22 protein-coding genes are annotated in these 22,640 nt (G+C 58.7%); 10 read left to right on the top strand and 12 right to left on the bottom strand.

The features are described from left to right. Positions 1 to 182: 182 nt before the first annotated feature. The 3 genes from SBC1_RS00645 (at position 183) to SBC1_RS00635 (ending at position 2,033) form a co-directional block, all read left to right on the top strand. A complete protein-coding gene (locus SBC1_RS00645; RefSeq protein WP_165986913.1) occupies positions 183 to 827 on the top strand; it encodes an MBL fold metallo-hydrolase in 645 nt (214 codons plus the stop codon). Next, positions 824 to 1,480, top strand: a complete 657-nt coding sequence (locus SBC1_RS00640; RefSeq protein WP_165085539.1) for an exonuclease — start codon at positions 824 to 826, stop codon at positions 1,478 to 1,480. The genes SBC1_RS00645 and SBC1_RS00640 overlap by 4 nt, the downstream gene beginning before the upstream one ends. Positions 1,481 to 1,574: 94 nt before the next feature. Next, complete coding sequence (locus SBC1_RS00635) at positions 1,575 to 2,033, top strand: Lrp/AsnC family transcriptional regulator (protein WP_031357026.1); 459 nt, start codon at positions 1,575 to 1,577, stop codon at positions 2,031 to 2,033. Between the two features lie 31 nt (positions 2,034 to 2,064). Here the strand turns inward: SBC1_RS00635 and SBC1_RS00630 are convergent, their stop codons facing one another. From SBC1_RS00630 to SBC1_RS00620, 3 genes are all read right to left on the bottom strand, one after another. Next, a complete protein-coding gene (locus SBC1_RS00630; protein WP_165085537.1) occupies positions 2,065 to 3,258 on the bottom strand; it encodes a cation diffusion facilitator family transporter in 1,194 nt (397 codons plus the stop codon). A gap of 249 nt (positions 3,259 to 3,507) precedes the next feature. Then, positions 3,508 to 3,813: an H-NS family nucleoid-associated regulatory protein gene (locus SBC1_RS00625; RefSeq protein WP_165986912.1), complete on the bottom strand. Its 306-nt coding sequence runs from the start codon at positions 3,811 to 3,813 to the stop codon at positions 3,508 to 3,510. 373 nt (positions 3,814 to 4,186) lie between these two features. Further along, entirely contained in the window at positions 4,187 to 4,852 is a 666-nt protein-coding gene (locus SBC1_RS00620) for a HugZ family protein (protein ID WP_165085534.1), read from the bottom strand. A gap of 182 nt (positions 4,853 to 5,034) precedes the next feature. Between SBC1_RS00620 and SBC1_RS00615 the strand changes: the two genes are divergently transcribed. Then, complete coding sequence (locus SBC1_RS00615; protein WP_371826744.1) at positions 5,035 to 6,261, top strand: MFS transporter; 1,227 nt, start codon at positions 5,035 to 5,037, stop codon at positions 6,259 to 6,261. Positions 6,262 to 6,460: 199 nt separating this feature from the next. On the opposite strand, the gene SBC1_RS00610 is transcribed toward SBC1_RS00615, so the two are convergent. Beyond that, positions 6,461 to 7,606: a branched-chain amino acid ABC transporter substrate-binding protein gene (locus SBC1_RS00610; RefSeq protein ID WP_165085531.1), complete on the bottom strand. Its 1,146-nt coding sequence runs from the start codon at positions 7,604 to 7,606 to the stop codon at positions 6,461 to 6,463. A 699-nt stretch (positions 7,607 to 8,305) separates the two neighbouring features. Between SBC1_RS00610 and SBC1_RS00605 the strand changes: the two genes are divergently transcribed. Both SBC1_RS00605 and SBC1_RS00600 read left to right on the top strand, forming a co-directional pair. Then, positions 8,306 to 9,001: a dienelactone hydrolase family protein gene (locus SBC1_RS00605; RefSeq protein WP_165986910.1), complete on the top strand. Its 696-nt coding sequence runs from the start codon at positions 8,306 to 8,308 to the stop codon at positions 8,999 to 9,001. Between the two features lie 78 nt (positions 9,002 to 9,079). Further along, positions 9,080 to 10,552 carry an amidase gene (locus tag SBC1_RS00600; RefSeq protein ID WP_165986908.1) on the top strand — a complete coding sequence of 491 codons (1,473 nt, stop codon included), beginning with the start codon at positions 9,080 to 9,082 and terminating at the stop codon, positions 10,550 to 10,552. A 29-nt stretch (positions 10,553 to 10,581) separates the two neighbouring features. On the opposite strand, the gene SBC1_RS00595 is transcribed toward SBC1_RS00600, so the two are convergent. The 4 genes from SBC1_RS00595 to SBC1_RS00580 form a co-directional block, all read right to left on the bottom strand. Then, positions 10,582 to 11,667 carry a cyclopropane-fatty-acyl-phospholipid synthase family protein gene (locus SBC1_RS00595; RefSeq protein WP_165986906.1) on the bottom strand — a complete coding sequence of 362 codons (1,086 nt, stop codon included), beginning with the start codon at positions 11,665 to 11,667 and terminating at the stop codon, positions 10,582 to 10,584. A 51-nt stretch (positions 11,668 to 11,718) separates the two neighbouring features. Then, positions 11,719 to 12,501 carry a DUF1295 domain-containing protein gene (locus SBC1_RS00590; RefSeq protein ID WP_165986904.1) on the bottom strand — a complete coding sequence of 261 codons (783 nt, stop codon included), beginning with the start codon at positions 12,499 to 12,501 and terminating at the stop codon, positions 11,719 to 11,721. A gap of 305 nt (positions 12,502 to 12,806) precedes the next feature. After that, on the bottom strand, positions 12,807 to 12,992 hold the full coding sequence (locus SBC1_RS00585; RefSeq protein WP_165085518.1) for a hypothetical protein: 186 nt from the start codon (positions 12,990 to 12,992) through the stop codon (positions 12,807 to 12,809). A gap of 244 nt (positions 12,993 to 13,236) precedes the next feature. Next, positions 13,237 to 14,520, bottom strand: coding sequence for an MFS transporter (locus SBC1_RS00580; RefSeq protein ID WP_207958419.1), 1,284 nt, complete (start codon positions 14,518 to 14,520; stop codon positions 13,237 to 13,239). A gap of 305 nt (positions 14,521 to 14,825) precedes the next feature. On the opposite strand from SBC1_RS00580, the gene SBC1_RS00575 reads away from it, so the two are divergent. The 3 genes from SBC1_RS00575 to SBC1_RS00565 all read left to right on the top strand — a co-directional run bounded on the left by SBC1_RS00575 (position 14,826) and on the right by SBC1_RS00565 (position 17,143). After that, positions 14,826 to 15,038 (top strand): hypothetical protein, encoded by a 213-nt coding sequence (locus SBC1_RS00575; RefSeq protein WP_165085515.1) that lies wholly within the window; start codon positions 14,826 to 14,828, stop codon positions 15,036 to 15,038. Positions 15,039 to 15,122: 84 nt separating this feature from the next. After that, on the top strand, positions 15,123 to 16,187 hold the full coding sequence (locus tag SBC1_RS00570; RefSeq protein ID WP_165085514.1) for a serine/threonine protein kinase: 1,065 nt from the start codon (positions 15,123 to 15,125) through the stop codon (positions 16,185 to 16,187). Between the two features lie 230 nt (positions 16,188 to 16,417). After that, positions 16,418 to 17,143: a PepSY-associated TM helix domain-containing protein gene (locus SBC1_RS00565; RefSeq protein ID WP_370469574.1), complete on the top strand. Its 726-nt coding sequence runs from the start codon at positions 16,418 to 16,420 to the stop codon at positions 17,141 to 17,143. Positions 17,144 to 17,240: 97 nt separating this feature from the next. Here the strand turns inward: SBC1_RS00565 and SBC1_RS00560 are convergent, their stop codons facing one another. After that, on the bottom strand, positions 17,241 to 18,290 hold the full coding sequence (locus SBC1_RS00560) for a PepSY domain-containing protein (RefSeq protein ID WP_241201982.1): 1,050 nt from the start codon (positions 18,288 to 18,290) through the stop codon (positions 17,241 to 17,243). Positions 18,291 to 19,108: 818 nt separating this feature from the next. Between SBC1_RS00560 and SBC1_RS00555 the strand changes: the two genes are divergently transcribed. Next, a complete protein-coding gene (locus SBC1_RS00555; RefSeq protein WP_165085495.1) occupies positions 19,109 to 19,858 on the top strand; it encodes a hypothetical protein in 750 nt (249 codons plus the stop codon). A gap of 57 nt (positions 19,859 to 19,915) precedes the next feature. On the opposite strand, the gene SBC1_RS00550 is transcribed toward SBC1_RS00555, so the two are convergent. Genes SBC1_RS00550 through SBC1_RS00540 form a run of 3 tightly spaced genes read right to left on the bottom strand, consistent with a single transcriptional unit; the run spans position 19,916 to position 22,637 of the window. After that, positions 19,916 to 20,935, bottom strand: a complete 1,020-nt coding sequence (locus SBC1_RS00550) for an XdhC family protein (RefSeq protein WP_165085492.1) — start codon at positions 20,933 to 20,935, stop codon at positions 19,916 to 19,918. Then, positions 20,908 to 21,435 (bottom strand): CoxG family protein, encoded by a 528-nt coding sequence (locus SBC1_RS00545; protein ID WP_165085490.1) that lies wholly within the window; start codon positions 21,433 to 21,435, stop codon positions 20,908 to 20,910. The genes SBC1_RS00550 and SBC1_RS00545 overlap by 28 nt, the downstream gene beginning before the upstream one ends. Further along, the gene (locus SBC1_RS00540) at positions 21,426 to 22,637 is read right to left on the bottom strand and encodes a VWA domain-containing protein (protein ID WP_165085488.1); all 1,212 of its coding nucleotides are present in this window, start codon (positions 22,635 to 22,637) and stop codon (positions 21,426 to 21,428) included. Before SBC1_RS00540 ends, SBC1_RS00545 begins: the two co-directional genes overlap by 10 nt. Positions 22,638 to 22,640: the final 3 nt, after the last annotated feature.

Below are 22,640 nucleotides of genomic sequence, written 5' to 3'. Positions count from 1 at the left end.
CACAGGGGGACCGCCCGGAGACGAACAAAATGTTACTCATTTTCTCCATTGACGTAAAAATTGCAGATTGTGCCTGTTTTTTAGGCATATTCCGACCGTTCGGCTAACGCCTGATGCGCGGCCGCAGCGCTGCTTTTCGCCCGTTACAATGGACGTTTTTACACGTCCCCGGTTGTCCAGCCATGAAGGTCGCCCTTATTCCCGTGACACCATTCCAGCAAAATTGTTCGATCGTTGTGTGCGAAGCAACGGGCCGTGCGGTCGTCGTCGATCCAGGCGGCGAAGTCGAGCGGATCATCAGCGCAGCAGGACAACTCGAGGTGACCGTCGACAAGGTGCTGCTCACGCACGGGCATCTGGATCACTGCGGCGGAGCAAAGGCGCTCGCGGATCACTACGGCGTAGAGATCCATGGACCACACACCGAAGATGCTTTCTGGATTGAACAGTTGCCGGCTCAAAGCAAACGCTTCGGCTTCGGCGACGCGCAAGCCTTCACGCCCGACCGGTGGCTGCAAGATGGCGACTCGGTTCAGTTTGGCGACGAAACCATGGAGGTCTACCACTGCCCCGGACATACACCGGGCCATGTGATCTTCTTCAGCCGCATGAATCGCGTGGCATTGGTGGGCGACGTGCTGTTTGCGGGTTCAATCGGCCGGACAGATTTTCCGCGCGGCAACCATGCTGACCTCGTGCGCTCCGTGCAGGAAAAGCTTTGGCCGCTAGGCGACGACGTCACGTTCGTGCCAGGCCACGGTCCCACGTCCACGTTCGGGCATGAACGTCGCACCAACCCGTTTGTCGCCGACCGGATGAGCGCATGAGCACTACCACCGCCATTCCCGAAATTTACGTCAGCACGGACGTCGAAGCTGATGGACCTATCCCCGGACCGCACTCCATGCTGAGTTTTGCATCGGCGGCCTATACGGAACACAAGGAACTGATTGGCACGTTCTCGGCCAATCTTGAGACGCTGGAAGGTGCCGCGCCTCACCCGATTCAAGCCGCGTGGTGGAAAACCCAACCCGAGGCATGGGCCGCATGCCGGACCGACCTGCAGCAACCGCTGACGGCACTACGCGCATACGTGGAATGGGTCGAGGCATTGCCCGGCAAACCAGTGTTCGTCGCGTATCCGGCGGGTTTCGATTTCACCTACATGTTCTGGTACATGATGCGTTTCGCTGAACGCTGCCCGTTCTCATGGTCGGCGCTCGACATCAAAACGCTCGCATTCGCACTGACCGACCTGCCATACCGGAAGGCGATCAAACCGCGTTTACCGAAACACTGGTTCGATGAACTCCCGCATACACATGTCGCGCTGGATGACGCCGTTGAGCAAGGGGCTCTTTTCTGCAATATGCTGGCCGAATTGCGGACTCAACGGACGTTGCTGGCGTCGCTGAAAGCGGCTGGTGAAATGCCGGACGACACTGACACCGAAGGACAAAACGCGCAGTCTGGGCGTTGAGTTAGGCAATATTGCTCACTCTGGGCGTTTGACATTGCGCTTCCTTTCTGCCGCCTCTACTATTGGAGTTGGTAGCGACCGAAAGGAGGCGCAGTTGACTCTCGACACGTTTTCACAAAAAATCCTGCGACTTCTGCAGCTGGACGCCCGCCGTTCGGTTCAGGAGATATCCGACCAGGTCGGGCTTTCGAGCACTCCATGCTGGCGGCGGATCAAGGACATGGAGCAGTCAGGCGTGATCCAGCGGTACACCGCGTTGCTCGATCGCGAAAAGCTTGGGCTGCATGTCTGCGCGCTCGCTCATATTCATCTCACGCGTCACACGGAAGGCGGTGTCGAGCAATTCGAACGTGAGATCACCACGTGCCCGGAAGTCACCGAGTGCTACAGCACCACGGGCGAGGCCGATTACATCCTGAAAATTGTCGCGCCGGACATTAAGTCGTACGACGCTTTTCTCCACGACCGCATTTTCAAGATTCCCGCTGTCGCGCAAGTCCGGACCAGCGTGGTCCTGCGCGAAATCAAATTCGATACCCAATTGCCGCTTTGAGATAGCTTTCAATTACATGAATGCCGACGTTTTAATCAGGGCGCGAAACAGCAGTCGATTCTGTAATGACAAGGTGCGGCGCACTTCTTACGGTTCGCGTAAGCCGAATCTCGCGTGCGCCGAGTTTTCGCATGAGTGCGTCAAACTCACCGGGTTCCAGGCTGGCCAGTTGATCATCGCTTGCGTCTGCGGAAAGCGTCACGTCGATATGGAAACCGCTGCTCAGATAATGCAGGTTCAACGCGTTGTACGTGAGACCACGAGCCCCCAATACAGCACTGATGGCATCGCTGACTGCCGAACGCGTCGGCATTCTGCCCGCCGGCGCGTTGATTTCATCATTTTCCGGATCGACGTGAATCAACGCATCCATAACGTGGGTATTCGTCAACAAGCGCGCTCGCGCCAATTCTGCAATGTAGTGCCCCTCTGAAACTGAAATGAGGGGATCGACGAGAATATGCGCGTCGACAATTGCGAGATCGCCCATTTTCCGCGTGCGCAATTCATGCACGTCGCGAACACCCGGAGTACTGCTCAACAACATGCGCAACTTCTCGGTTTCGGCATGATCGAGCGCGCGATCAGACAAATCCTGCAAAGCGTCCCATCCGAATGTCCAACCCATCCGTGCGACCATAAAACCGACGATTGCGGCCGCGATAGGGTCAAGTAAACGCCAGCCGGCCATACTCCCAATAATACCGATAGCGACGACCAGCGACGACGCCGCATCCGAACGGGCATGCCACGCATTTGCGATCAGTAGTGCCGATCTCACGCGTTCGGCCGCGCGGAGCATATAGCGGAACAATAACTCCTTGGAAATCAGAACGATCACCGCAACAATCAGCGCACTTGCGTGAACCGCCGGGATGTCCTGAAGATTCGTAATACGTTCACCTGCCCGCCATAACATCCCCACGCCGACAGCAATTAAAAGTGCACCCAGAAATAATGAAGCAACTGTTTCATAGCGACTGTGCCCGTAATTGTGATCGTCGTCGGGAGCCGCGTTGCTATGCCGATTGGCCAGGAGCACGATGAAGTCCGACACCAAGTCAGACAGTGAATGAATACCGTCAGCAATCAAGGCCTGAGAATGCGCAAACACGCCGACGACAATCTGCGCCGCCATCAGCACAGAATTCACCGCGATACTCGCGAAGGTTGTTTTGCGGGCTACGTCCTGCTTTTCTGCGGCGCGCGCCGTTGATTGCGACATGTCATCACTCGAAGTCATCGTTTGGCAAATTTTACCAAGCCGCGCTGCAGCACATTCGCTTAAATATTAAAAATCCTATAAAAATCATCTATTTATCTTAAACGCGACGTCTTCTCAGTCGTATCTCGAATATGCTCGCCTCCCCGCGCAGCGGTTGACTTCAATCGTGCCAACTGTCGGCCGGCCGACGCGCAGACACAAAAAAGCCGCACCGTTTTAATGGTGCGGCTTTTTCAAACAATCACCCGCTTACTTCTGGATCAGGAAGTTGTCGCGCTCCTGACCTGCTATCCACTTCGGCGGCTTGCCGCGGCCCGACCACGTGCTACCGCTGTCAGGGTCGCGATACTTCGGTGCAACGCCCGCACGCGGACGCCCAGCGTCTTTCAAATTCTTGCCGCCGCGGCCACCTGCCAATTCAGCAAGCGTGATGCCGTAGTCGGCCATTTTCTGCTTGATTTCATTGAGAACTTCGGCATATTCCCGCGACTTCGCTTCTTCAATTTGTCGCTCGAGATTTTCGCGCTGCGCGAGAAGTTCCTTGTAAGACGGCATGATCTTTTCCTTTTGGTTTGCAGTGTACGAGTCGTCGCCCGTTCCAGTTATAACGTTAAGCCTCTCAATGAATCGCAGATTAACACAACCAGGATTCTGCGCACGCTTCTGCACTGTCGATTTAAATCAATTGAGTCGAACGGACGTCCGTAACAATTGGTGTGATTCGATGAACGTTGCGGAAATTCTGCATTCATTTTACTTACATCGTTAAATTAACCCAGAAATTCTTTCATCAAATGAAAATAGTCAGATGCATATCGGCCAAAACTTCCATCTCGTGCGAGTTTGTCCAAATTGCTTCATCGCCGTAACACCATCTTGTAATTTAGTGACATAAAGATACGTATCGGATGACCAGAACTTCAGACAATCACCTATGCCGTTCAATACAATCGATCAACGCGGCATTTAGTTCGGCGCGAGTTTGTTTCGGTTTATCGAAGGTGAAACGATTGCGCGCTGCGGGCGTCCGCAGATCGCAGCCATATTTGTCGATACCTATTAGTTCGAGTTCCGCCGGCCGCGCGGGAGAATCGGCAAATAATTCCAGGAGCTGACGCTCATTCTGCTCGGATAGCGGTTCGAGTGGATCAAGAGCCTTCGCATCCAGCCAGCCCATTGCACCAAAGCCACCTATATATCTCATGCGTTCGAGCGACATGATCCAGAACGTGAAGTCACCTAATTCGAGATAACGCGCGGCATCGGGGTGATATCGCAGATAACGGCGCGCCAGTTCATCGACGGATTCAGCTGGTGCCGGAGAAAATGAGCCGAGCATGGTAAGACGCTGGCCTTCGAGAATGGCGTCGCTGGCCGAATGGGTAATCAAGAAACCCGCGCGCGCGTCCAGTTGCAGATTGCGCGTGTGTTCGGCCAGATGGCTAATGAGCACCATTGGCACGTGGCGGGAAGTCGGCGCGAACGGTAATGCGGTTGGGTAAGGAAAGCCCCGCGGCTCACGGGAGTGCGTGGCGAGCGTACCGTGCGGCACTTGATGCAACAAATGCAATGGAGCATGCGACGGAATATTCAAAGCGCGACCTCACGAAAGAACTCACCAGCGGCCATGCAAGCGAACTGAATTAGAGAAGCGAGCGGCCTTTGCGATCTTAAAGCACAAAAACCAGGCCCGTCCGCAACCCGATAGAATTGAAAGCTTCGTCGGCCGCCGAAAAGGCCGGCCGTCAAAACAAGAAAGCAACGAGAGCAATTCCTGTGTCCGAATCTGTCTCAAGTGCCCGCGCCGTCGGGCACGACACCGCGAACGCCGTGCATCGGCGGCTGCCTGCGGCAAAACGCGAGCGTGCGCGCTACGCGACCATGGCCGTGTTTTTCATCGCCGGGATGTTGTACGCCTCCTGGGGCGTCCACGTGCCTACGGTGCGCGACAAATTTCACCTGAGCCCCGGGTCGCTGTCCATTGCGCTCCTGGCAGTTGCCCTAGGCTCGATTGTCGCGATGCTCACCAACGCTCCGTGGATCGCGCGCGTCGGCACTCGCCGCGCTTGCCTGGCCGGTGGTATCGGCATGACGATTTGCGGGGCGCTGATCCTGGTCGCGCCGTTCTACTGGCTGCTGCTGGTCGTGCTGGCGCTGTTCGGCTTCAGCATGGCCACCCTCGATGTCGCGATGAACGCGGAAGCCAGCGCCGTTGAAGAAGCGCTCGAGCGGCCCATCATGTCGTCGCTGCACGGCATGTTCAGCGTCGGCGGGATGGCCGGTGCGGCGGCCGGCGGTGCGCTGCTCGCGCACGGCATGCCGCCGTCCGCGCATCTCGCGCTCGCTTCAGTGGTGAGCTTGATCGTGCTGCTGGTGTCGATGCCTGCCGTGCTGCCCCACGTCCCTCACGCGGACCATGCACATGGCGGACGGTCGTCGTCGAATCGCTGGCGCTCCAGGGCGTTGTGGGCCCTCGGCAGCCTTGCGTTGATCGCGTTGATCGCCGAAGGGGCCATGTACGACTGGGCGACGGTCTACATGCGTGACGTTGTGCTCGCCACGCCCGCGTTGTCCAGCACGGCCTACGCGGCCTTCACCGGCGGCATGGCGGCCGGACGTTTCGGTGGCGACGCGGTGCGCGCCCGTTTCGGCGCGCCGCAACTCGTCTTCGCGAGCGCGGCGCTGGCGTTTATTGGCATGCTGGCGGCGCTGTTACTTCCGAACGCGGTGGTTACGCTCACGGGTTTCACGCTCATGGGACTCGGGCTCGCGAACATGATGCCGGTGCTGTTCGCCGCAGCGGCGCGTGTGGAGGGCGTGAGCCCGGCGGAAGGGCTCGCGCAGGTCGCGGGCCTCGCTTACTTCGGTTTGCTGTTCGGGCCGGTGCTGATAGGCGGTGTGGCCCAATTGAGCACGTTGCCAATAGGACTATCGGTGGTCGCGGCTTGCGCAGCGCTGATCGCGCTCGTGGGACCGAGAATCATGAAGCAATTGAAGCTGTGAAGGGACAGCGCCGGGGCTCCGGATTGCAACAGGCTAACCGGCCACAAGCGCCAACCATCCAACAAGCATTCGTTAGTCCCTGCCCCCCAAACCACGGCATAAAAAAAACGCGCTGACCGAAATCAGCGCGTTTTTTAAGAATGAGAATCATCGAAGGCGGTCCTGGCCGAAACATCACGACCCTGACCACCCACGGCAATTACATCTTGACCACGTCCAGCAGCGTCTTCTTGCCTGCCTTGTAGTCGTACAGTGAGATCACGCCGTGCTTCAGGTCGCCCTTCGAGTCGAAGGTCGTTTCGCCGATCACACCCTTGTAATCCGTATTCGGCATAGCTGCCAGAATCTTCGCCGGATCGGTGGAGTTGGCGCGCTTCATGGCATCGACAATGATGTACACCGCGTCATACGTGAACGGAGCGTAGATCTGGATCGGCTGGCCGAAACGCTTCTGGAACTTGGCTTCGAACGCCGCGCCGCCCGGCATCTTCTCGAGCGCCATACCGGCTTCCGAGCAGACGATATTGTCGGTTGCATCGCCAGCGAGTTGCGACAGCTGGTCGGTACAAACACCGTCGCCGGCCAGAACGCGTGCGCGCAGGCCAAGTTGCTTGGCTTGCTTGGCGAACGGGCCGCCGGTAGCGTCCATGCCGCCGTACATGATCGCGTCAGGGTTTTCGCCCTTGATCTTCGTCAAAATTGCGCGGAAGTCGACAGCCTTGTCGTTGGTCGCATCATGCGACATCACGTTCATGCCGAGCGACTTGGCAGTCTTTTCGAATTCGTTCGCGAGACCTTGGCCATAAGCGGTCGAGTCGTCGACAATCGCGACGCTCTTCAGCTTCAAGTCCTTGGAAGCGTAATTAGCCAGTGCCGGACCTTGTTGTGCATCGGTTGCCACAACGCGATACGTCGTCTTGAAGCCTTGCTGCGTGTACACCGGGTTCGTTGCCGACGGCGAAATCTGCACGATGCCTGCATCGCTGTAGATCTTCGAAGCCGGGATCGAGGTGCCCGAGTTCAGGTGGCCAACCACTGCGACGACCTTATCGTCGACCAGCTTCTGCGCCACTTGCGTAGCCGTACGCGGGTCAGCTGCGTCATCTTGCGCGTCGAGTTGAAGGGTGATCTTCTGGCCGCCGATCGTCAGACCCTTGGCATTGATTTCTTCAATTGCGAGGCGTGCGCCGTTTTCGTTGTCCTTGCCCAGGTGGGCAATACCGCCGGTCAACGGTGCAACGTGACCGATCTTGACAACCTCATCGGCCGTAGCGGTTGTTGCCATCGAGGCGAACATTAGCGCTGCAGCGCTGATAGGCAACAGTTTGTGAAGCTTGGTGTTCATGTAAGTCTCCAGTTTCGGTCCCAAAAACAACGGTGTCGCCCTGTGCTCCGTCTTCGTCACGTTTTGCTCAGCCCCGTGGACGACCACGCCGGATGCATCGTCATGCACTTGGCTTGTACTTCCGCAGGCCGTTTATGACAACCAGCATCCGTACTGCGCGCAAGTGTAGGGTTGTCAAATTAATTTGGGGAAGTTTTTTAGGATACTGGTGTGACTACTAATAAGAGATGTGTTGAGAAGCTATTGAAAGTGTGCTGGTGCAGTGCGCAAACGTCCTGTTCATGCGGTTCTTCAGCGGATTGGCACTGCTAACCCGGCGGCAGTTCGCCGCATTCTAGAGGCGGTGCTTTAGTTTTACCCGGCCATGCCGTTAATTATGCGGCCCGCTTGTTTCAAGTCAATTGCGCGAGTTAAGAACTGGGTTAGCGACTTAGATAAGCACTCGGGTTAGCACTCGGGTTAGCACTATTAACTAGTCGCCGCTTTCAAGCCTGATGCCGTGCCCCAGGACGACCGCGAAACGTTGCAAAAACACGTCTGAAAACGCGCCGCCGCATGCATTGCCTACAAGCGCTTTACAGCCAGCGCCGTTGCCAGCAAGGCGCATCGAATGGTGGCACACTGTTTGGCTGCGGTTCGCCCCTATCGTCCCCTATCATTTCGCCCCACTCATTCAGGCATCAGCCAGGAGCTTCAATCATGACCGTGACATCCCGTTGGATCGACATTCCTGCAAACGGCGACACCTTCCAGGGTTATCTCGCGTTGCCCAAAAGTGGCAAAGGCCCGGGCGTTGTCATCATCCAGGAAATATTCGGCGTGAACTCGCATATCCGTGCCGTGGCCGACCAGTACGCAGCCGATGGTTATGTCGCGCTCGCACCGGACATCTTCTGGCGCGTCCAGCCGCGCGTGGAACTCGGCTATGACGGCGCAGACCGCGAGAAGGCAATGGAAATCTACGGCAAGCTCGACGTGGCAAATGCCGTCGCCGACGTCACCGCCGCCGCCGCCGCGCTGCGCGCACTGCCGGAAGTCACGGGCAAGGTCGCGGCTGTCGGTTATTGCCTCGGCGGCCGGCTGGCGTATTTGTCCGCCGCGCAAGGTGCGTTTGACATCGCCGTGGCCTACTACGGCGGCGGCATCCAGAACGAGCTCGACCAGGCCGACAAAATCACGGTACCGATGCAATTCCACTACGGCGCGCTCGATGCCCACATTCCGTCCGACGCGGTCGACTCGGTCAAGCAGCGTTTCGCGGGCAAGGACGCTCAGGTCCACGTGTACCCGGGCGCCGATCACGGCTTCAATTGCACGGACCGCGCATCGTACAATCAAGCGGCATCGGCACTGGCGCACGGCCGCACGCTGACGTTCCTCGGCGAGCATTCGTAACTAGGCGCACTGCTCTGTGGACTGCACGGTTGGCCGCCTGAGAAGACGGGACACAACCGCATCAAAGGAGGGAGAACCTTGCAGTCCGAGTATCTCGACTACGACGCAATCGGCCTGGCTAAGCTCGTGCGCAGCGGCCAGGTCAGCGCGCGGGAACTGATCGATGCGGCAATCGCGCGCGCCGAAGCCGTCAATCCAGCGCTCAACGCCATTGTCCTGAAGGACTATCAGGCGGCTCGCAACCGCGCGAGCCGTGGCGGACGCGATGGATCAAGCACTCTGGGCGAAGGTCCGCTCGCGGGGGTTCCCTATCTCATCAAGGATCTGGGCGCGCCGGTCGCAGGTTTGCGGATGTCCATGGGCTGCCGCCATTTCCAGCATTTCACGCCCACTGAAGATTCGCTGATCGTTGCGCGCTCAAAGCAGGCCGGGCTCAACATTTTCGGCAAGACCAACACGCCTGAAATCGGCCAGATGCCGTACACCGAACCCGAGTTGTTCGGCCCGGCACGCAACCCGTGGGGACTCGACTACACACCGGGCGGTTCCAGTGGTGGCGCTGCGGCGGCGGTCGCGGGCGGTGTTGTCCCGCTCGCGCATGCGGCAGACGGCGGCGGCTCGATCCGCATTCCGGCTTCGTGTTGCGGACTGTTCGGCTACAAGCCATCCAACGATGTCCAGCCACAGCCACTACCCGCACCCGGCGATCTGGCCGTGGATCACGCCGTGTCGCGCAGTGTCCGCGACAGCGCCCTGCTACTCGATCTCACGTCGTCCGGGCAACCGGGCGCTTTCTTCCGTGCCGTCGGCGAGCCTTGCGGGCCGTTGCGCATCGGTTATATGGAAGAGCCGCAGCTTGCGGAGTCGTTATCGGCGGATGTAAAAGCTGCTCTCAACGATGCCGCCAGGCTCGCTGAATCACTGGGGCATCGTGTGGAACCGGCGTCTTTCGGGCTCGACTTCAATGTCCTCGCCCATGCGTTCCTGGTGATGTGGTCGGTGCTGGCCGAAGAGATTGTGCTGCACGCCGACCGCATCAGCGGCCAGAAGCCGAAGCGCGCTGATTTCGAAATTGCATCGTGGGCCATGGCGCGTGTCGGTCAGAAGATTGGCGAGCGCGACCTGCCAGCGGCGCTGGAAACTCAGCGTCAGTTCAAGGCGAAGATGGCCACGTTGATGACACGGTATGACGTCTTGTTGACACCCACGCTTGCTGCCGCGCCGTTCAAGATCGGCGCCAAGCAACCCAGCCAATTCGAGCGTTTCCAGATGCACGTGCTCTCGGCGTTTCCTGTTGAACCGTTGTTGCAACGAATGCTGTCGGTATCGGCGAAGAAGGCGTTTGACTGGGCCGGTTGCACGGAGCTTTTCAACTTTACCGGTCAGCCGGCAATGTCCGTGCCGCTCTACTGGAATGCCCGCGGCATGCCGATCGGCGTGCAGTTCGCGGGGCGGATGAACGACGATGCCACGTTGTTCCGGCTGGCGGCGCAACTAGAGGCCGCCAGGGCGTGGTTCACTCGCCGCCCGGCGTTGATCGCAGCGAGGTGAGGAGCTTGCCCAACCCAAGCGACGAAAACCTAGCCTGAGCGCTTGGAAAAACGGTAATGCGCGACGCCCCATTCGTTGCCGCCGGCGTACCCGAACAACTCGGCCACTGCCATATAGAACATGCGCCAGCGCTGAAACCAGACGGGGGCGTCAGCCGCGCCATACGTCTGGACCATCAGCGGCATCAACTCGCCGCGCGCCGCGTCCAGGTTCGCCAGCCAGTGATTCGCCGTCTTTTCATAATGCGCGCCGCTCACCCACCATTGACGGTCAACGGTCAGATCGTCCTGGAAATGAAGCAGCAGCGCCTCCGAGGGCATGGTGCCGCCCGTGAAAAAGTACTTCGACATCCAGTCGCTGCCGTCTTTCACCTCGAAGTGATACGCCAGCGTGCGATGCGCGAACACATGCACAAAAAGCTTGCCGTCCTCACGCATCCAGCCCGAAATCTTGTTCAGCAACAATCGATAGTTCTTCATATGCTCGAACATCTCGATCGACAACACGCGGTCGAATCCATCGCCGAGCAATGCCGGATCGAATTGATGATCGACAATATTCCCGGTCACCACGCCCAGATTCGTGATGCCACGCTCGGCCGCCTCGCTCTCGATAAACTCGCGCTGCCCCCGCGAATTCGATAAAGCCACGATCTGCGAGCGCGGATAAGTTTCCGCCAGCCACAACGAGAGCGAACCCCAGCCGCAACCGAGATCAAGGATGCGCTGGCCATCGGTGAGTTGCGCGCGAACGGCGTATTCCTCAAGCATCGCGCGCTCAGCCTGATCGAGCGTTTCCGTTCCCGTCCGATACAAACAGCACGAGTACTTCAGGTGCTCGCCCAAATGGCCATGGAAAAACGCGGCCGGCACCTCGTAGTGCTGCGTGTTCGCGGCTTGCGTTTCGATCGCGATCGGGCTTGCGCGCAGCTCATCGACCAGGCGATTAAAACGCTTCGAACGCGTTTCGCCGTCGTCGATACCTTCATCGCGCAGACGCTGTTTCATCAGGCGGCGCATCCCGAGGCGCACGAGCGAGTCCGGCAGCCGGCCGCGCTCGCACCAGTCGATCAGCCAGCTCTCCGTCGGCAATTCTTTTTCTTGTGGTTGTGACATAACTGCTCGCGATTGCAGATCGCTCATGTGGAAACCCCTCGCTATTATTATTTAAGGATGACGCGGCGGCCATGGAATCAATGCATTGGTTGTACGCATGTAATCGGCGTATCCCGCGCGCTTTTTAGCCGATTCCGCTTCAACCATGGGTACGCCCGAGACTTTCAGCAACAGCCACGCCATCAGCACGGGTGGCAACAGCATGGCGAAAATCCACGCGCCAACGCCGATCGCAAGCGGGATGTACGCGACCCAATGCACGCACTCGAAGAAGTAGTTCGGGTGCCGTGAATAACGCCACAAGCCCGCGCGGCATACATTGCCGTGATTCGACGGGTCCGCTTTGAACGCGCGCAACTGGTGGTCGGCGAGCGCTTCGCCCGCAATGGAAATCATCCAGATCACAGCCGCCAGCGCGACCCAGGCGGCGCCCGGCGGTGTTGCCCGATAAGCCGGTACGAAAAACGCGAGCGACAGCAGCATCGAAATCACGACTTGCATCTGGAAGAACCAGAACATTTTCTTGTTCGCGTCGGCGCCCCATTGCTCGCGGAACTTGTGATACCGGGGATCTTCTGCGTGACCGGCATTGCGCTTCCACAAATGCAGACCAAGCCGAACGCCCCAGACGAACCCGCCAACGCCAACAACGACCCGCGTGTGCAGATCGCCATTGGCGAGTACCGCGACCAGCACGGCGACCACGCCGAGCGACATCGCCCAGACAGGATCAACCATCCCGGCATTCTTCGATTTAACCTGCCACGCCCAAACCGCCGTAAAAACAACGATGAGCGCAATAAAGGCGATAACGGCAACGGTAAGCGGCGGCATTAAGTCCTCGATGTGTCGATCTTTTATGCGTTTGATATCGGTGGCATCGACAGGAGAGCGATTGCATCTACGGACTAATTACGCGCGTTGTCCTCCGGCGGATGCGCCGGCGCAACGTGGCAAAGCGAGATTGGAAGCGAATCAGGTGTCGACGTTCAATACGAACGTGAGGAATGCGTGCATAGGACATTCCCGAAGATGAGCGAGAACGCAGGAACTGCGCGTTTTTTAGCGCCTGTTCCCGACAGCCAAGCGTGGAAGCCGAAGCCCTCTCGACTCGCCGCGCCAATCAGCCCATCGGACTTCTAAACCAGCGCCGGCAATCCTTCCACCAGCAAGAATGCAAGCAGCACGCCGAGCAACGCGCCAAATACGCGTAGCGTGTTTTTCCGGAATTGCGTGGCGCACGGTACAGCGCCGAGAAAGAGAATGCCTGCAAGCGCCATCGGGATGATCAGGATGAAGTCGGCGATCGTGAAGTAGGTGTTCATACTCGTCTCCCATCTTTCGTGCTCAGCGTCCACCTGGCTGCGTGAGACGTCGCACTGTCGATCTGAGTATAGGCCGTTGTTTAAGCTTTATTTGTGCCGCTTTCCGCAAACGTACGCGAACGATTACCGAAACCCCATATGGAGCCGAGGTTTCCGGTCGGATGTTTTAAGCGGATACGGAAAAACCCTCATTCATCAGTATTTACAACTAACTTTCATTACGTTCGCGCGCGCATCTAAGCGATCAAGCGTTTACGCGCCGTTCTCTCCGACGCAAATATTCCGCGCCGCCCAAGCCAATGAACAGCAGCACGAATACGAAGCCGCTCACGCCCGGCCAGCCGGCGATGGTCCAGAAATGCCCACCCCATGAACCAAGCACGCTGGAGCCGATGTAATAGGCCAGCAAATACAGCGCCGCGGCCTGGCCTTTCGGCCCGTTGGCCAACACGCCAATCCAGCCGCTTGCGACCGAATGCCCGGCGAAAAAACCGAACGTCATGCACGCGATACCGGCAATCACCACGGCCAGCAAACTTGACAACGTCAACGCCACGCCAAAGATCATCAGCAGGAGCGCAGCGATCAGGACGCGGCCGCGGCCGAATATATCGGCCATTTTTCCGGACCAGGGCGATGCCACCACGCCCGTCAGATACACCACGAAAATCCCGCCAATCTCCGTCTGACTGAGATTGAACGGCGCCGCGATCAACCGATACCCCACGTAGTTATAAAGCGTCACGAAGCTGCCCATGAGCACGAAACCCATCAGGAACAGGAACGGGAGGCCCCGGTTTTTCAGATGCCCGGCCAGGGCCATTCGATGATGGCTAAATCCCATGCCGGCGCGTGGCACGAACCGTCGCGACAGCGGCAGGAGCGCACGAAACGCCAGCGTGGCGAGCAGCCCAAGCACCCCGATCCCGCCGATAGCCACGCGCCACGAGAAAAAGTCCGCGAGAATCCCGCTAATCACGCGCCCGGCCATTCCCCCGATTGCCGTGCCGCCGACGTAGAGTCCCATCGCGAGGCCGAGGCCGTCGGGATGCACTTCCTCGGCGAGATAGGCCATGGCGACCGCCGGCACGCCGCCGAGCGCCAGCCCTTCGAGCGCGCGTACGAACAACAGCGCGTGCCAGCTCGGCAGAAACGCCACGATGATCGTCAGCAGCGCCGAAGCCGTCAGCGACAGCGTCATCAACCGGTGCCGGCTCCAGCCCTCTGAAACAAAGCCGGCGATAAAAATCGCGACCGCAAGTGACGCTGTTGTCACCGATACCGAAAGCGCGCTTTCCGCCGGACTCACGCCGAACGTCTTGGTGAACTCGGGAAGGAGCGGCTGCACACAGTACAGCAGCGAGAACGTGGCGTAGCCTGCAAACAGCAAGGCAACAGCCGCATGCCAGTAAGCACGCGATCCGCGTTCGAGGTACGGCGAGGGATCGGGGGGAAGCGAGGAGGACGAAGCTGACCGGGACGGCGCCGGCGATGAAGTCACAAAGATATCTCCGGTGGCGAAGGTCATAACGATACCGTGATCGTCAGGGTTTTGCCGGACGTTGCACCGAGCGCTTTCAATCAACTTGCAAAAGGCGGTTAGAACGCGAAGACGTTGTTTCAATGCGATGCAGTTTTCGCCCGGCGAGAATTGATGCGCTAAAGTAGAACATCGTTTCAGCCGAAATCATCGGAATACGACTGCAATTTGCAGGCATTCGAGGAATTTACGCGCGGCACTTCAGTTTCGCGCACAGGGCCTCACGCTCCTGTGCTTCATCCAGTACCGACCGGCACGCGCACTGTTTTGCCGGCACACCTCGGGGAGTCATCATGCAAATTGGTTCAATCGTTCGCTCCGTCCATATCGCCGTGCCACAAGGCGCACGCGGGATCGTCATGCGGATTCTCGGCGACATGGCCATGGTTGCCTGGTACGCCGATGAACCCGGCACGTCGGAGCTGCTAAACACCGAACCGTTCTTCCTCGCAGATCTGATCGATACCGGCGAGCTCGTTCGCCCGACCAACGTGCTCATGCATTGAGGAATTAGCGCGTTTCAGAACTCTGTTTCGATGTAACCGCGCATCGCTGATGCTTCCCCCCGCGATGCGCGTCACAATGCAGGGATGAACTCGAACCATTCCGATGCATCGCGCGCGTCCGCAGACAGCCTGTCTTTCTCCGGCGACGACGCTAATCTCCCGCCCCCGCCTTTCGCCGATCTCACGCCCGAGCGTGTGCTCGACGCGCTCGACAGCGTCCTGATGCCGCTGGGCGAACGCACCGACGGCGGCATGCTCGCGCTTAACAGCTACGAAAATCGTGTGTACCAGGTTGGCATGGAAGACGGCCCGCCGATGGTCGCGAAGTTCTACCGGCCGTTGCGCTGGTCCGACGACGCCATTCTCGAAGAGCACGCTTTTGTTTCGACGCTTTACGAACGTGAAATCCCGGCGGTGCCGGCACGTGTGCTGAATGGCGCGTCGCTGCATACCTTTGACGGTTTCCGCTTCTCCATCTTCGAACGGCGCGGCGGGCGCGCGCCGGATATCGACCGGCCGGACACGCTGGAATGGCTTGGGCGTTTTATCGGCCGGATTCACGCGGTCGGGCAGATCAAGCCGTACGTGGAACGGCCCGCGCTCGATATCCAGACCTTTGGCTACGAACCGCGCGAGTTTTTGCTGACGCACGGATTTGTGCCGAAGGACGTGCTGGAAGCGTATGAAACCGTGGTGAAGATGGCGCTGGAAGGTGTCGAGCGATGCTACGAGCGCGCCGGCGACGTCAAAAGCATCCGGCTGCACGGGGATTGTCATCCGAGCAACGTGTTGTGGACGGATGCGGGTCCGCATTTCGTCGATTTCGACGATAGCCGCATGGCGCCCGCTATCCAGGATTTGTGGTTGTTGCTTCCGGGTGACCGCCCGGAGGCGTCGCGTGCGCTGGGTGATCTGCTGGCCGGGTACGAAGATTTCTGCGATTTCGAGCCGCGCGAGCTGCATCTGGTCGAAGCGCTGCGCACGCTGCGATTGATTCACTACGCGGCTTGGCTGGCGCGTCGCTGGAACGATCCCGCGTTTCCCGCCGCGTTTCCGTGGTTCAACACGCAGCGCTATTGGGAAGACCGGATTCTCGAGTTGCGCGAGCAGGTGGGCGCGATGGAAGAAGGGCCGCTCTGGCCGGTTTGACGGGTCTTCGCTCCTGTTAGCGCCGGGTTTTTCTTCAGCCTCGGCTGGCGCGCCCCCTCCTGCGCCGGCTCCCCGAGGAACTATTGAAGAATTCCCACGACTGTGTAATGATAACAATTCTCATTTAAAGCTTGATTCCGCCGATACGCTTTGGGCCGCTTGTTGGCCGTATCGCGTGGGAAATCCATCTGCAACATCCCCTTATTTGCTACGCCCTTCTGGAGAGACGCGTGAACGCGCCTGAAACTTTTGAACCCGCGTCCAACGTGACCACGATGCCGTACGCGCCGCGCGGCGGTCGCCTTATCGACGACGCCGAACAATTCACGCGAAAACAACGCTCGCGTCGCGCAACGTTCATCAAATGGCTTCGAAAGGTGCATGGCTGGGTGGGTTTATGGGGCGCCGTGCTGGGGTTGCTGTTCGGGACGACGGGTTTTCTGCTGAATCATCGCGCGGGTCCGCTGAAGATATCGAGCGGAGAACCTCAGGTTTCCCAGATGCAAATGGCCGTGCCCGCGCACGGCCTCAAGTCACCGATGGAACTCGGGAAGTGGCTCAAGCAGGAACTCAAGCTCGACGGCAATATCGGCCGGCCGAAACGTGAAGCGGCGCATCCGGTGGGCTGGGGCGATCAGAAGACAATGCAGCCGGAATTGTGGACGGTCGCGGTGGCATCGCCGGGCGGGTCGGTATCGGCGGAATATTGGGTGGGGAACGGGTTTGTATCGGTGAAGAAGAGCGAGAACAGCTTTCTCGCGACCATGACCAATCTGCACAAAGGCGTGGGGTTAAGCATGGGCTGGGTGCTGCTCATCGATACCCTGGCGGGCAGCATTATTTTGCTGTCGTTGACGGGCGTATTGCTGTGGACCGAGTTGAATAAACGCAAGACCGTAGGCGCGGTCATTGTGATGGCGTCGATTGTCGCGATGGTTTGTATGGGCTTGATGTGAGGATTCAGGTCCTCACTTGGACTGCTGTTTGAACTTGGAACCCCGCGAAACGCGGGGTTTTGCTTTTTGATCTTCGCATTGTCGTGGCGTAGTCAGGTCAAGCCGGTTTGCGCTTGTTTTTATTTCCGCGCGAAAGCCAGATATAAAGCCCGCTGCCCAACACGACGATAGTCAATACGTCGAACGCTGCCCAAAAAATCTTCAGCGGCATGCCGCCAAAATCGCCGAAATGGAGCGGTTGGGAGCCGAGCAGCAGCGTCAGATACCACGGCAATTCGCGCGAATCGGTGAGCTTGCCCGTTTCTGCATCGATGAGAACCGGACGCAGCATGCGCGTCGTCAGAATGCCGTCGCCGCGCATAAATACTGTGTAGTGGTGCGGACTGCTGAAGCGCGTGCCGGGAAATGCGACGAACGATGGAATCATCGAAGGCGTTTTGTCGCGAGCAATCTTGATGGCTTCATCGACGGACGCCGTGGCCTTCACGGGCGGCTTGCCTTGATATGGCGCGAGCATTTGCGCGAGTTGATCGTTGCGCCAGGCATCGAGGAGAAGATCGGCGAGCGTGTTGATCGAGCCCGTTGCGCCCACCAATAACGCCCAGACCAGCGTCAACATGCCGAGCGCGTTATGACCATCGAGCCACGCGATTCGACGCGACTTTTTAATCCGCACGCGACCAAGGCCGACCTTCTTCCAGAACGGCAGATAGACGACCACGCCCGACACGATCGCGACAACGAAACTCACGCCCATCGCGCCGAGAAACAGCTTACCGGGCAAGCCGGCGAACATATCGACATGCAGTTTCAGCAGGATGAATTTCAGTGATCCTTTGCCCGGCGGAGCGCCTAGCGCCCGAGCCGTGCGGGCATCGATGGTCGTGCTTTGGGTATCGTCGGGTGGGGTATCGGGGCGTGGCGCGGTGACGACGATGGGGAGCATCGACTCATCGGGTTCCCAAATCATGTATTGCGGGACATGCCCCGGATTTTTCGCCAGCGCTGAATTCAGGATTGCGTCGTAACTCGCGCGAGCGTTGGATTGATGCGCGGGAAGTTCGGGAGCTTCGATAGCATCGCCCAGGAGCACATCGAGCTCATGGCCGAACACGAGCGGCAAACCGGTCAGGCAGAGCAACAGCATGAAAGCCGTGCAAACGATGCTCGTCCAGCGATGAACAAAGGACCAGATGCGGAGAGAACGCGAAGAGAGCATGGAGCGGAATGCGGTGATTTTTTGTTGGGGCGCGAGGGGCGGCGTGGCAGCGTGGATGAGTGGGGGCGTTTGCGAATTGATCGGAAGGGATGTCGGGGTGGGTAGCGCCGATCGGTCCGGGTGCGGCGAGTTCGCGTCATAAATGAGAATCATTATTGTATACGCATGGCGTCGGTTAGCTTTCTATTTGCTTAATCTTTACTTTTCGCGTGTGAGCGGTTGGGATGGCGTCGGTTAACATCACGTCGGCTAATCGGGAGCGCCTGTTCGGGATGGTGTTGTCGGGCTGATTCGTGGGGCGGCGGTTTACGGGACGGTTCTGCTGTGGACGATGGATGCGATGCGCGCGAACCGGAAGTGGCCGCGATTTTCCGGGGCGGTTCGCGGAAGTCGGGATAGTTTGATTTTTGTCGTGTTTTTTAAATGTCTTCGGCGAAGAGGTACGTTGCCGATCATTCTTTCAAGATCGCCGATGCAGGTTTGCGGAAAGGAGCGAATTTTCGAGGTAGAAACTGAGAGTTAGATGGGATGAGGTCGCGTCCTTCACGGCCGCGTGGATTGAAACGGGGATCAACGCGATCTGCGTCACGAGCAGCATAGCGCCCCTCTCTTCACCGCCGCGCATTGAACCTCTTTGCGATCTTCAAAAGCAAACAAAACGAAACGATCTCAGTCCACACAGCATGTACCATCAAGGCTTCAATCGCTGCCCGTATCTTTCGCATAACTAATTTTTACAATTGCCCATGTCCAACCATCACGTACTAATCTGCCTGCCCACTTATAGCGAGGAAGTGCACATCAATTTTGCCTTCTCGCTGCTCGATCTGACACGCGCATTAACGAAATCCGGATCAAGCTACGAAACGTTGCATGTAGCGTCGTCCCACATCATTCGGGCGCGCAACTTCTTCGCCAATTATTTCCTGAGCCGCCCTGAATTCACACACTTGCTTTTCCTCGATACCGACATGAAGTTCCCCGCCGAAGCCGTCATTAAGCTTCTGGCCGCGAACAAAGCCGTAGCGGGCGTGGCGTATCCATTTAGACGTATTGATTTAAACGGTCCAATATCCGCCGCCGATACCGGCTTGACCCTGCGCGAATGGCTGGAAAAGCACTCCGAATACACGATCGCGCCCATCCCCGATGCAAACGGCGATGTCAGATTCGTTGATGGTTTCGTCCAAGCGCGGCATATTGGCACCGGCGTTTTTCTGGCGCAGCGAGAAGCGTTCGAGGCGACGAAACCTTTTTCGGAATGCTACGCGCCGCCGAAACAATACGAGTCGATGCTCACCAACGGAAAGTTCTACGGGTTCTTCGAAACGATCGAAGAGGACGGTCTCTATCAGGGCGAAGACGTATCGTTTTGCACACGTGCGCGTCAAGCGGGACTAACGATTTGGGGATTGATCGATCAGACCGTGGTTCATTACGGAGCGTCGGAGGTATCGGGGCAATATTTGCAGGCCATGCGACGCAAGGAAAAGTGACCTGAAGATGACGTACGCCGCGCCTATGCTTTAAAGCGCGGCGGCATTCACATCAAACTAAATTCCGCAAACTTCCCCCGTTCCTTCAAGCTCACGCGCTGCCTTCGCGCCTTCAACCTGCAGAATAGTAGGCAGCGAAACACCGTTTTTCGCCGCCGTCACTTCAGCGAGAATGGACACAGCAATCTCCGGCGGCGTCCGGCTGCCGATATAAATCCCCACCGGCCCATGCAGGCGCGACAACTCGGCATCGGAGAGATCGAACTCCTTCAGTCGTTCCCTGCGCGCCGCGTTGTTCTTCCGCGATCCCAACGCGCCAACATAAAACGCCGGCGTCTTCAACGCTTCCATCAACGCCAGATCATCAAGCTTCGGATCGTGCGTCAGCGCAATCACCGCGCAACGCTCATCAAGTTTCATGTCCATCACGGTATCGTCGGGCATGGTCCGCACAATCTTCGTGCCCGGCACATCCCACTCGTCCGTGTACTCCTCGCGCGGATCGCAAACCGTCACGTGATAATCCAGCCCGACCGCGATACTGCATAAATACCGCGACAACTGCCCGGCGCCAATTACAAGCATCCGATACCGCGGGCCGTGAATAGTCGAGAGCGTGGTTTCATCGAACGTAACGCCATCTGTTGCTTGCGCTGGCTCCAACTTGACCGCGCCATTGGCCATATCGAGCGTGCGCGTCACCAGCCGTCCGGCGAGAACGGCATCGCACAGTTCAGCAATGCCGCTCGCCATCGACAACGGTTCAAGCACCAGTTGAATGGTCCCGCCGCAAGGCAGTCCGAACCGATGCGCTTCTTCCGCCGAGATTCCGTATTTGACGCTCTCAGGCTTCGTCTGCTCAATGCCGCGCTGTCTGACGCGCTCGATCAAGTCGTCTTCAATACACCCGCCCGATACCGATCCCATCACCGCGCCGTCATCGCGCACGGCGAGCATCGCGCCTTCTGGCCGGGGCGACGAACCCCACGTCTTAACTACTGTCACCAGCAACACGCGATGCCCACGTTCGAGCCATCGCGCGCTGTTTCTCAGGACTTCGAGATCCACGCTGTCCATGATCTTTTCCCCTTCTTCTCTTCACCTTCATCGCCCGCCGAGCCGGGTTCATCGCCCTGCGTCAACTGCGCACTGAAGCGCTTGAAAAATTCCCCGGCAATCTTTCTGGCCGCGCCATCCACCAGCCGCGAGCCGATCTGCGCGAGCTTGCCGCCCACTTGGGCATTCGCCGTGTAAGACAACGTGGTCGAATCCGCATTGTCGCCCGGTTCCAGATTGACCTTCGCCTGCCCCTTGCCGAAACCGGCCGTCCCGCCTTGCCCTTCAAACACGATGGTGTACGTGTGCGGCGCGTCGATGTCCACCAAATTCATGCGTCCTTTGAATTTCGCTTTCACGGGCCCCACCGACGCCGTCATGGCCACCGCATACGCGTTTTCGCCATCGGCTTCTATGCTTTCGCAACCCGGAATGCACGCGCGCAGTATCTCGGTGTCGTTTAGCGCCTGCCATGCGATGTCCTGCGGCACCGGCAGATTATGCGTTTCGGTCAGTTCCATGACGTGTCTCCGGCTGATTTCCGGTCCGCACGACGCGTCACCGCCGCCAGCTCCCGGCCGACAGCGTTCAGGCTGTCGAGGTTGTGAGCCGCAAGCATCGCATCGACATGCGGCAGGATCGCCCGCACGCCCCGCGCGCGCGGGGTGAAATCGGTGTATCGAAGCAACGGATTGAGCCACACCAGCCGATGCGCGAAACGCCGCAGACGCTGCATCTCGGTTTCGAGGACATCGATTGCTTCGTGATCGAGCCCGTCGGTGACGAACAAGACCGTCGCACGGCCGCTGAGCACACGCCGCGCCCAGCGCCGGTTGAATTCGGCCAGCGCCGCGCCGATCCGCGTGCCGCCCGACCAGTCGACCACCTGGTCGGAGATCGCGGCAATTGCGACGTCGGGATCGCGTTCGCGTAACGCCCGCGTGGCGTTGGTCAGGCGCGTGCCGAACAGGAAAACCTGCAGGCGTTCGCGCGATTGCAACAAGGCATGGCAGAAGTAAAGCACAGCCCGGGAATATGCGCTCATCGACCCGGAAATGTCGAGCAGCAGGACAAGCGGCGGCCGGCGCTCGATGACTTTCTTGTATTTCCACGTGGTCCAGTCGCCGCCCGAGCGCACAGCGCTTCGGGCGCTGGCGCGCAAATCCGCATGCGTGCCGTGCGATGCCGTTTTTAAGCGCCGGGTCGGCTCCGTGGCAAGCGGCATTCTATGCGAACGAATTTGATGTCGAAGCGCACGCCATTCATCGGACGTAAGGGTGTCGAAATCGCGATGGCTCAGCCGTTCCTGCGCGCTGAACGTAAAACGCGCGTGGACATGTTCAACGTTGTCCGATTGTTTGTTCTCCGGCTTCAATGCAGCGGCGCGTGCGGCGAGGGCATCGGCGAGACGGTTGTTGCGCTTGGGCGGCGGCGCGCCGCTCGTCACCTTCGGTAACAACAGCGCGCGCAATTTCCCTTCCCAATCGGGATCGCGCCAGAAAAGATCGAATGCCTGATGGAAGAGCTCGCGCTCGTCGGGCGCATGAACAAGCAACGCGGCGAGCGCGGCGCGGACATCGTCGCGACGGGTTATATCGATCCAGCGCAACGCTTCGAGCGCATCGACGCTGTGCGCTGGTGACATCGCCAACCCCGCGCCGCGCAGCAATCGCACGAAATGCACAACGTTGTGAGCAAGCGTTGGGGTTTCAATCTTTTCCATGTT

Source organism: Caballeronia sp. SBC1, from assembly GCF_011493005.1.
In the GTDB taxonomy this organism is placed as follows: domain Bacteria; phylum Pseudomonadota; class Gammaproteobacteria; order Burkholderiales; family Burkholderiaceae; genus Caballeronia.
This window is presented reverse-complemented; position numbering and strand designations above follow the sequence as displayed.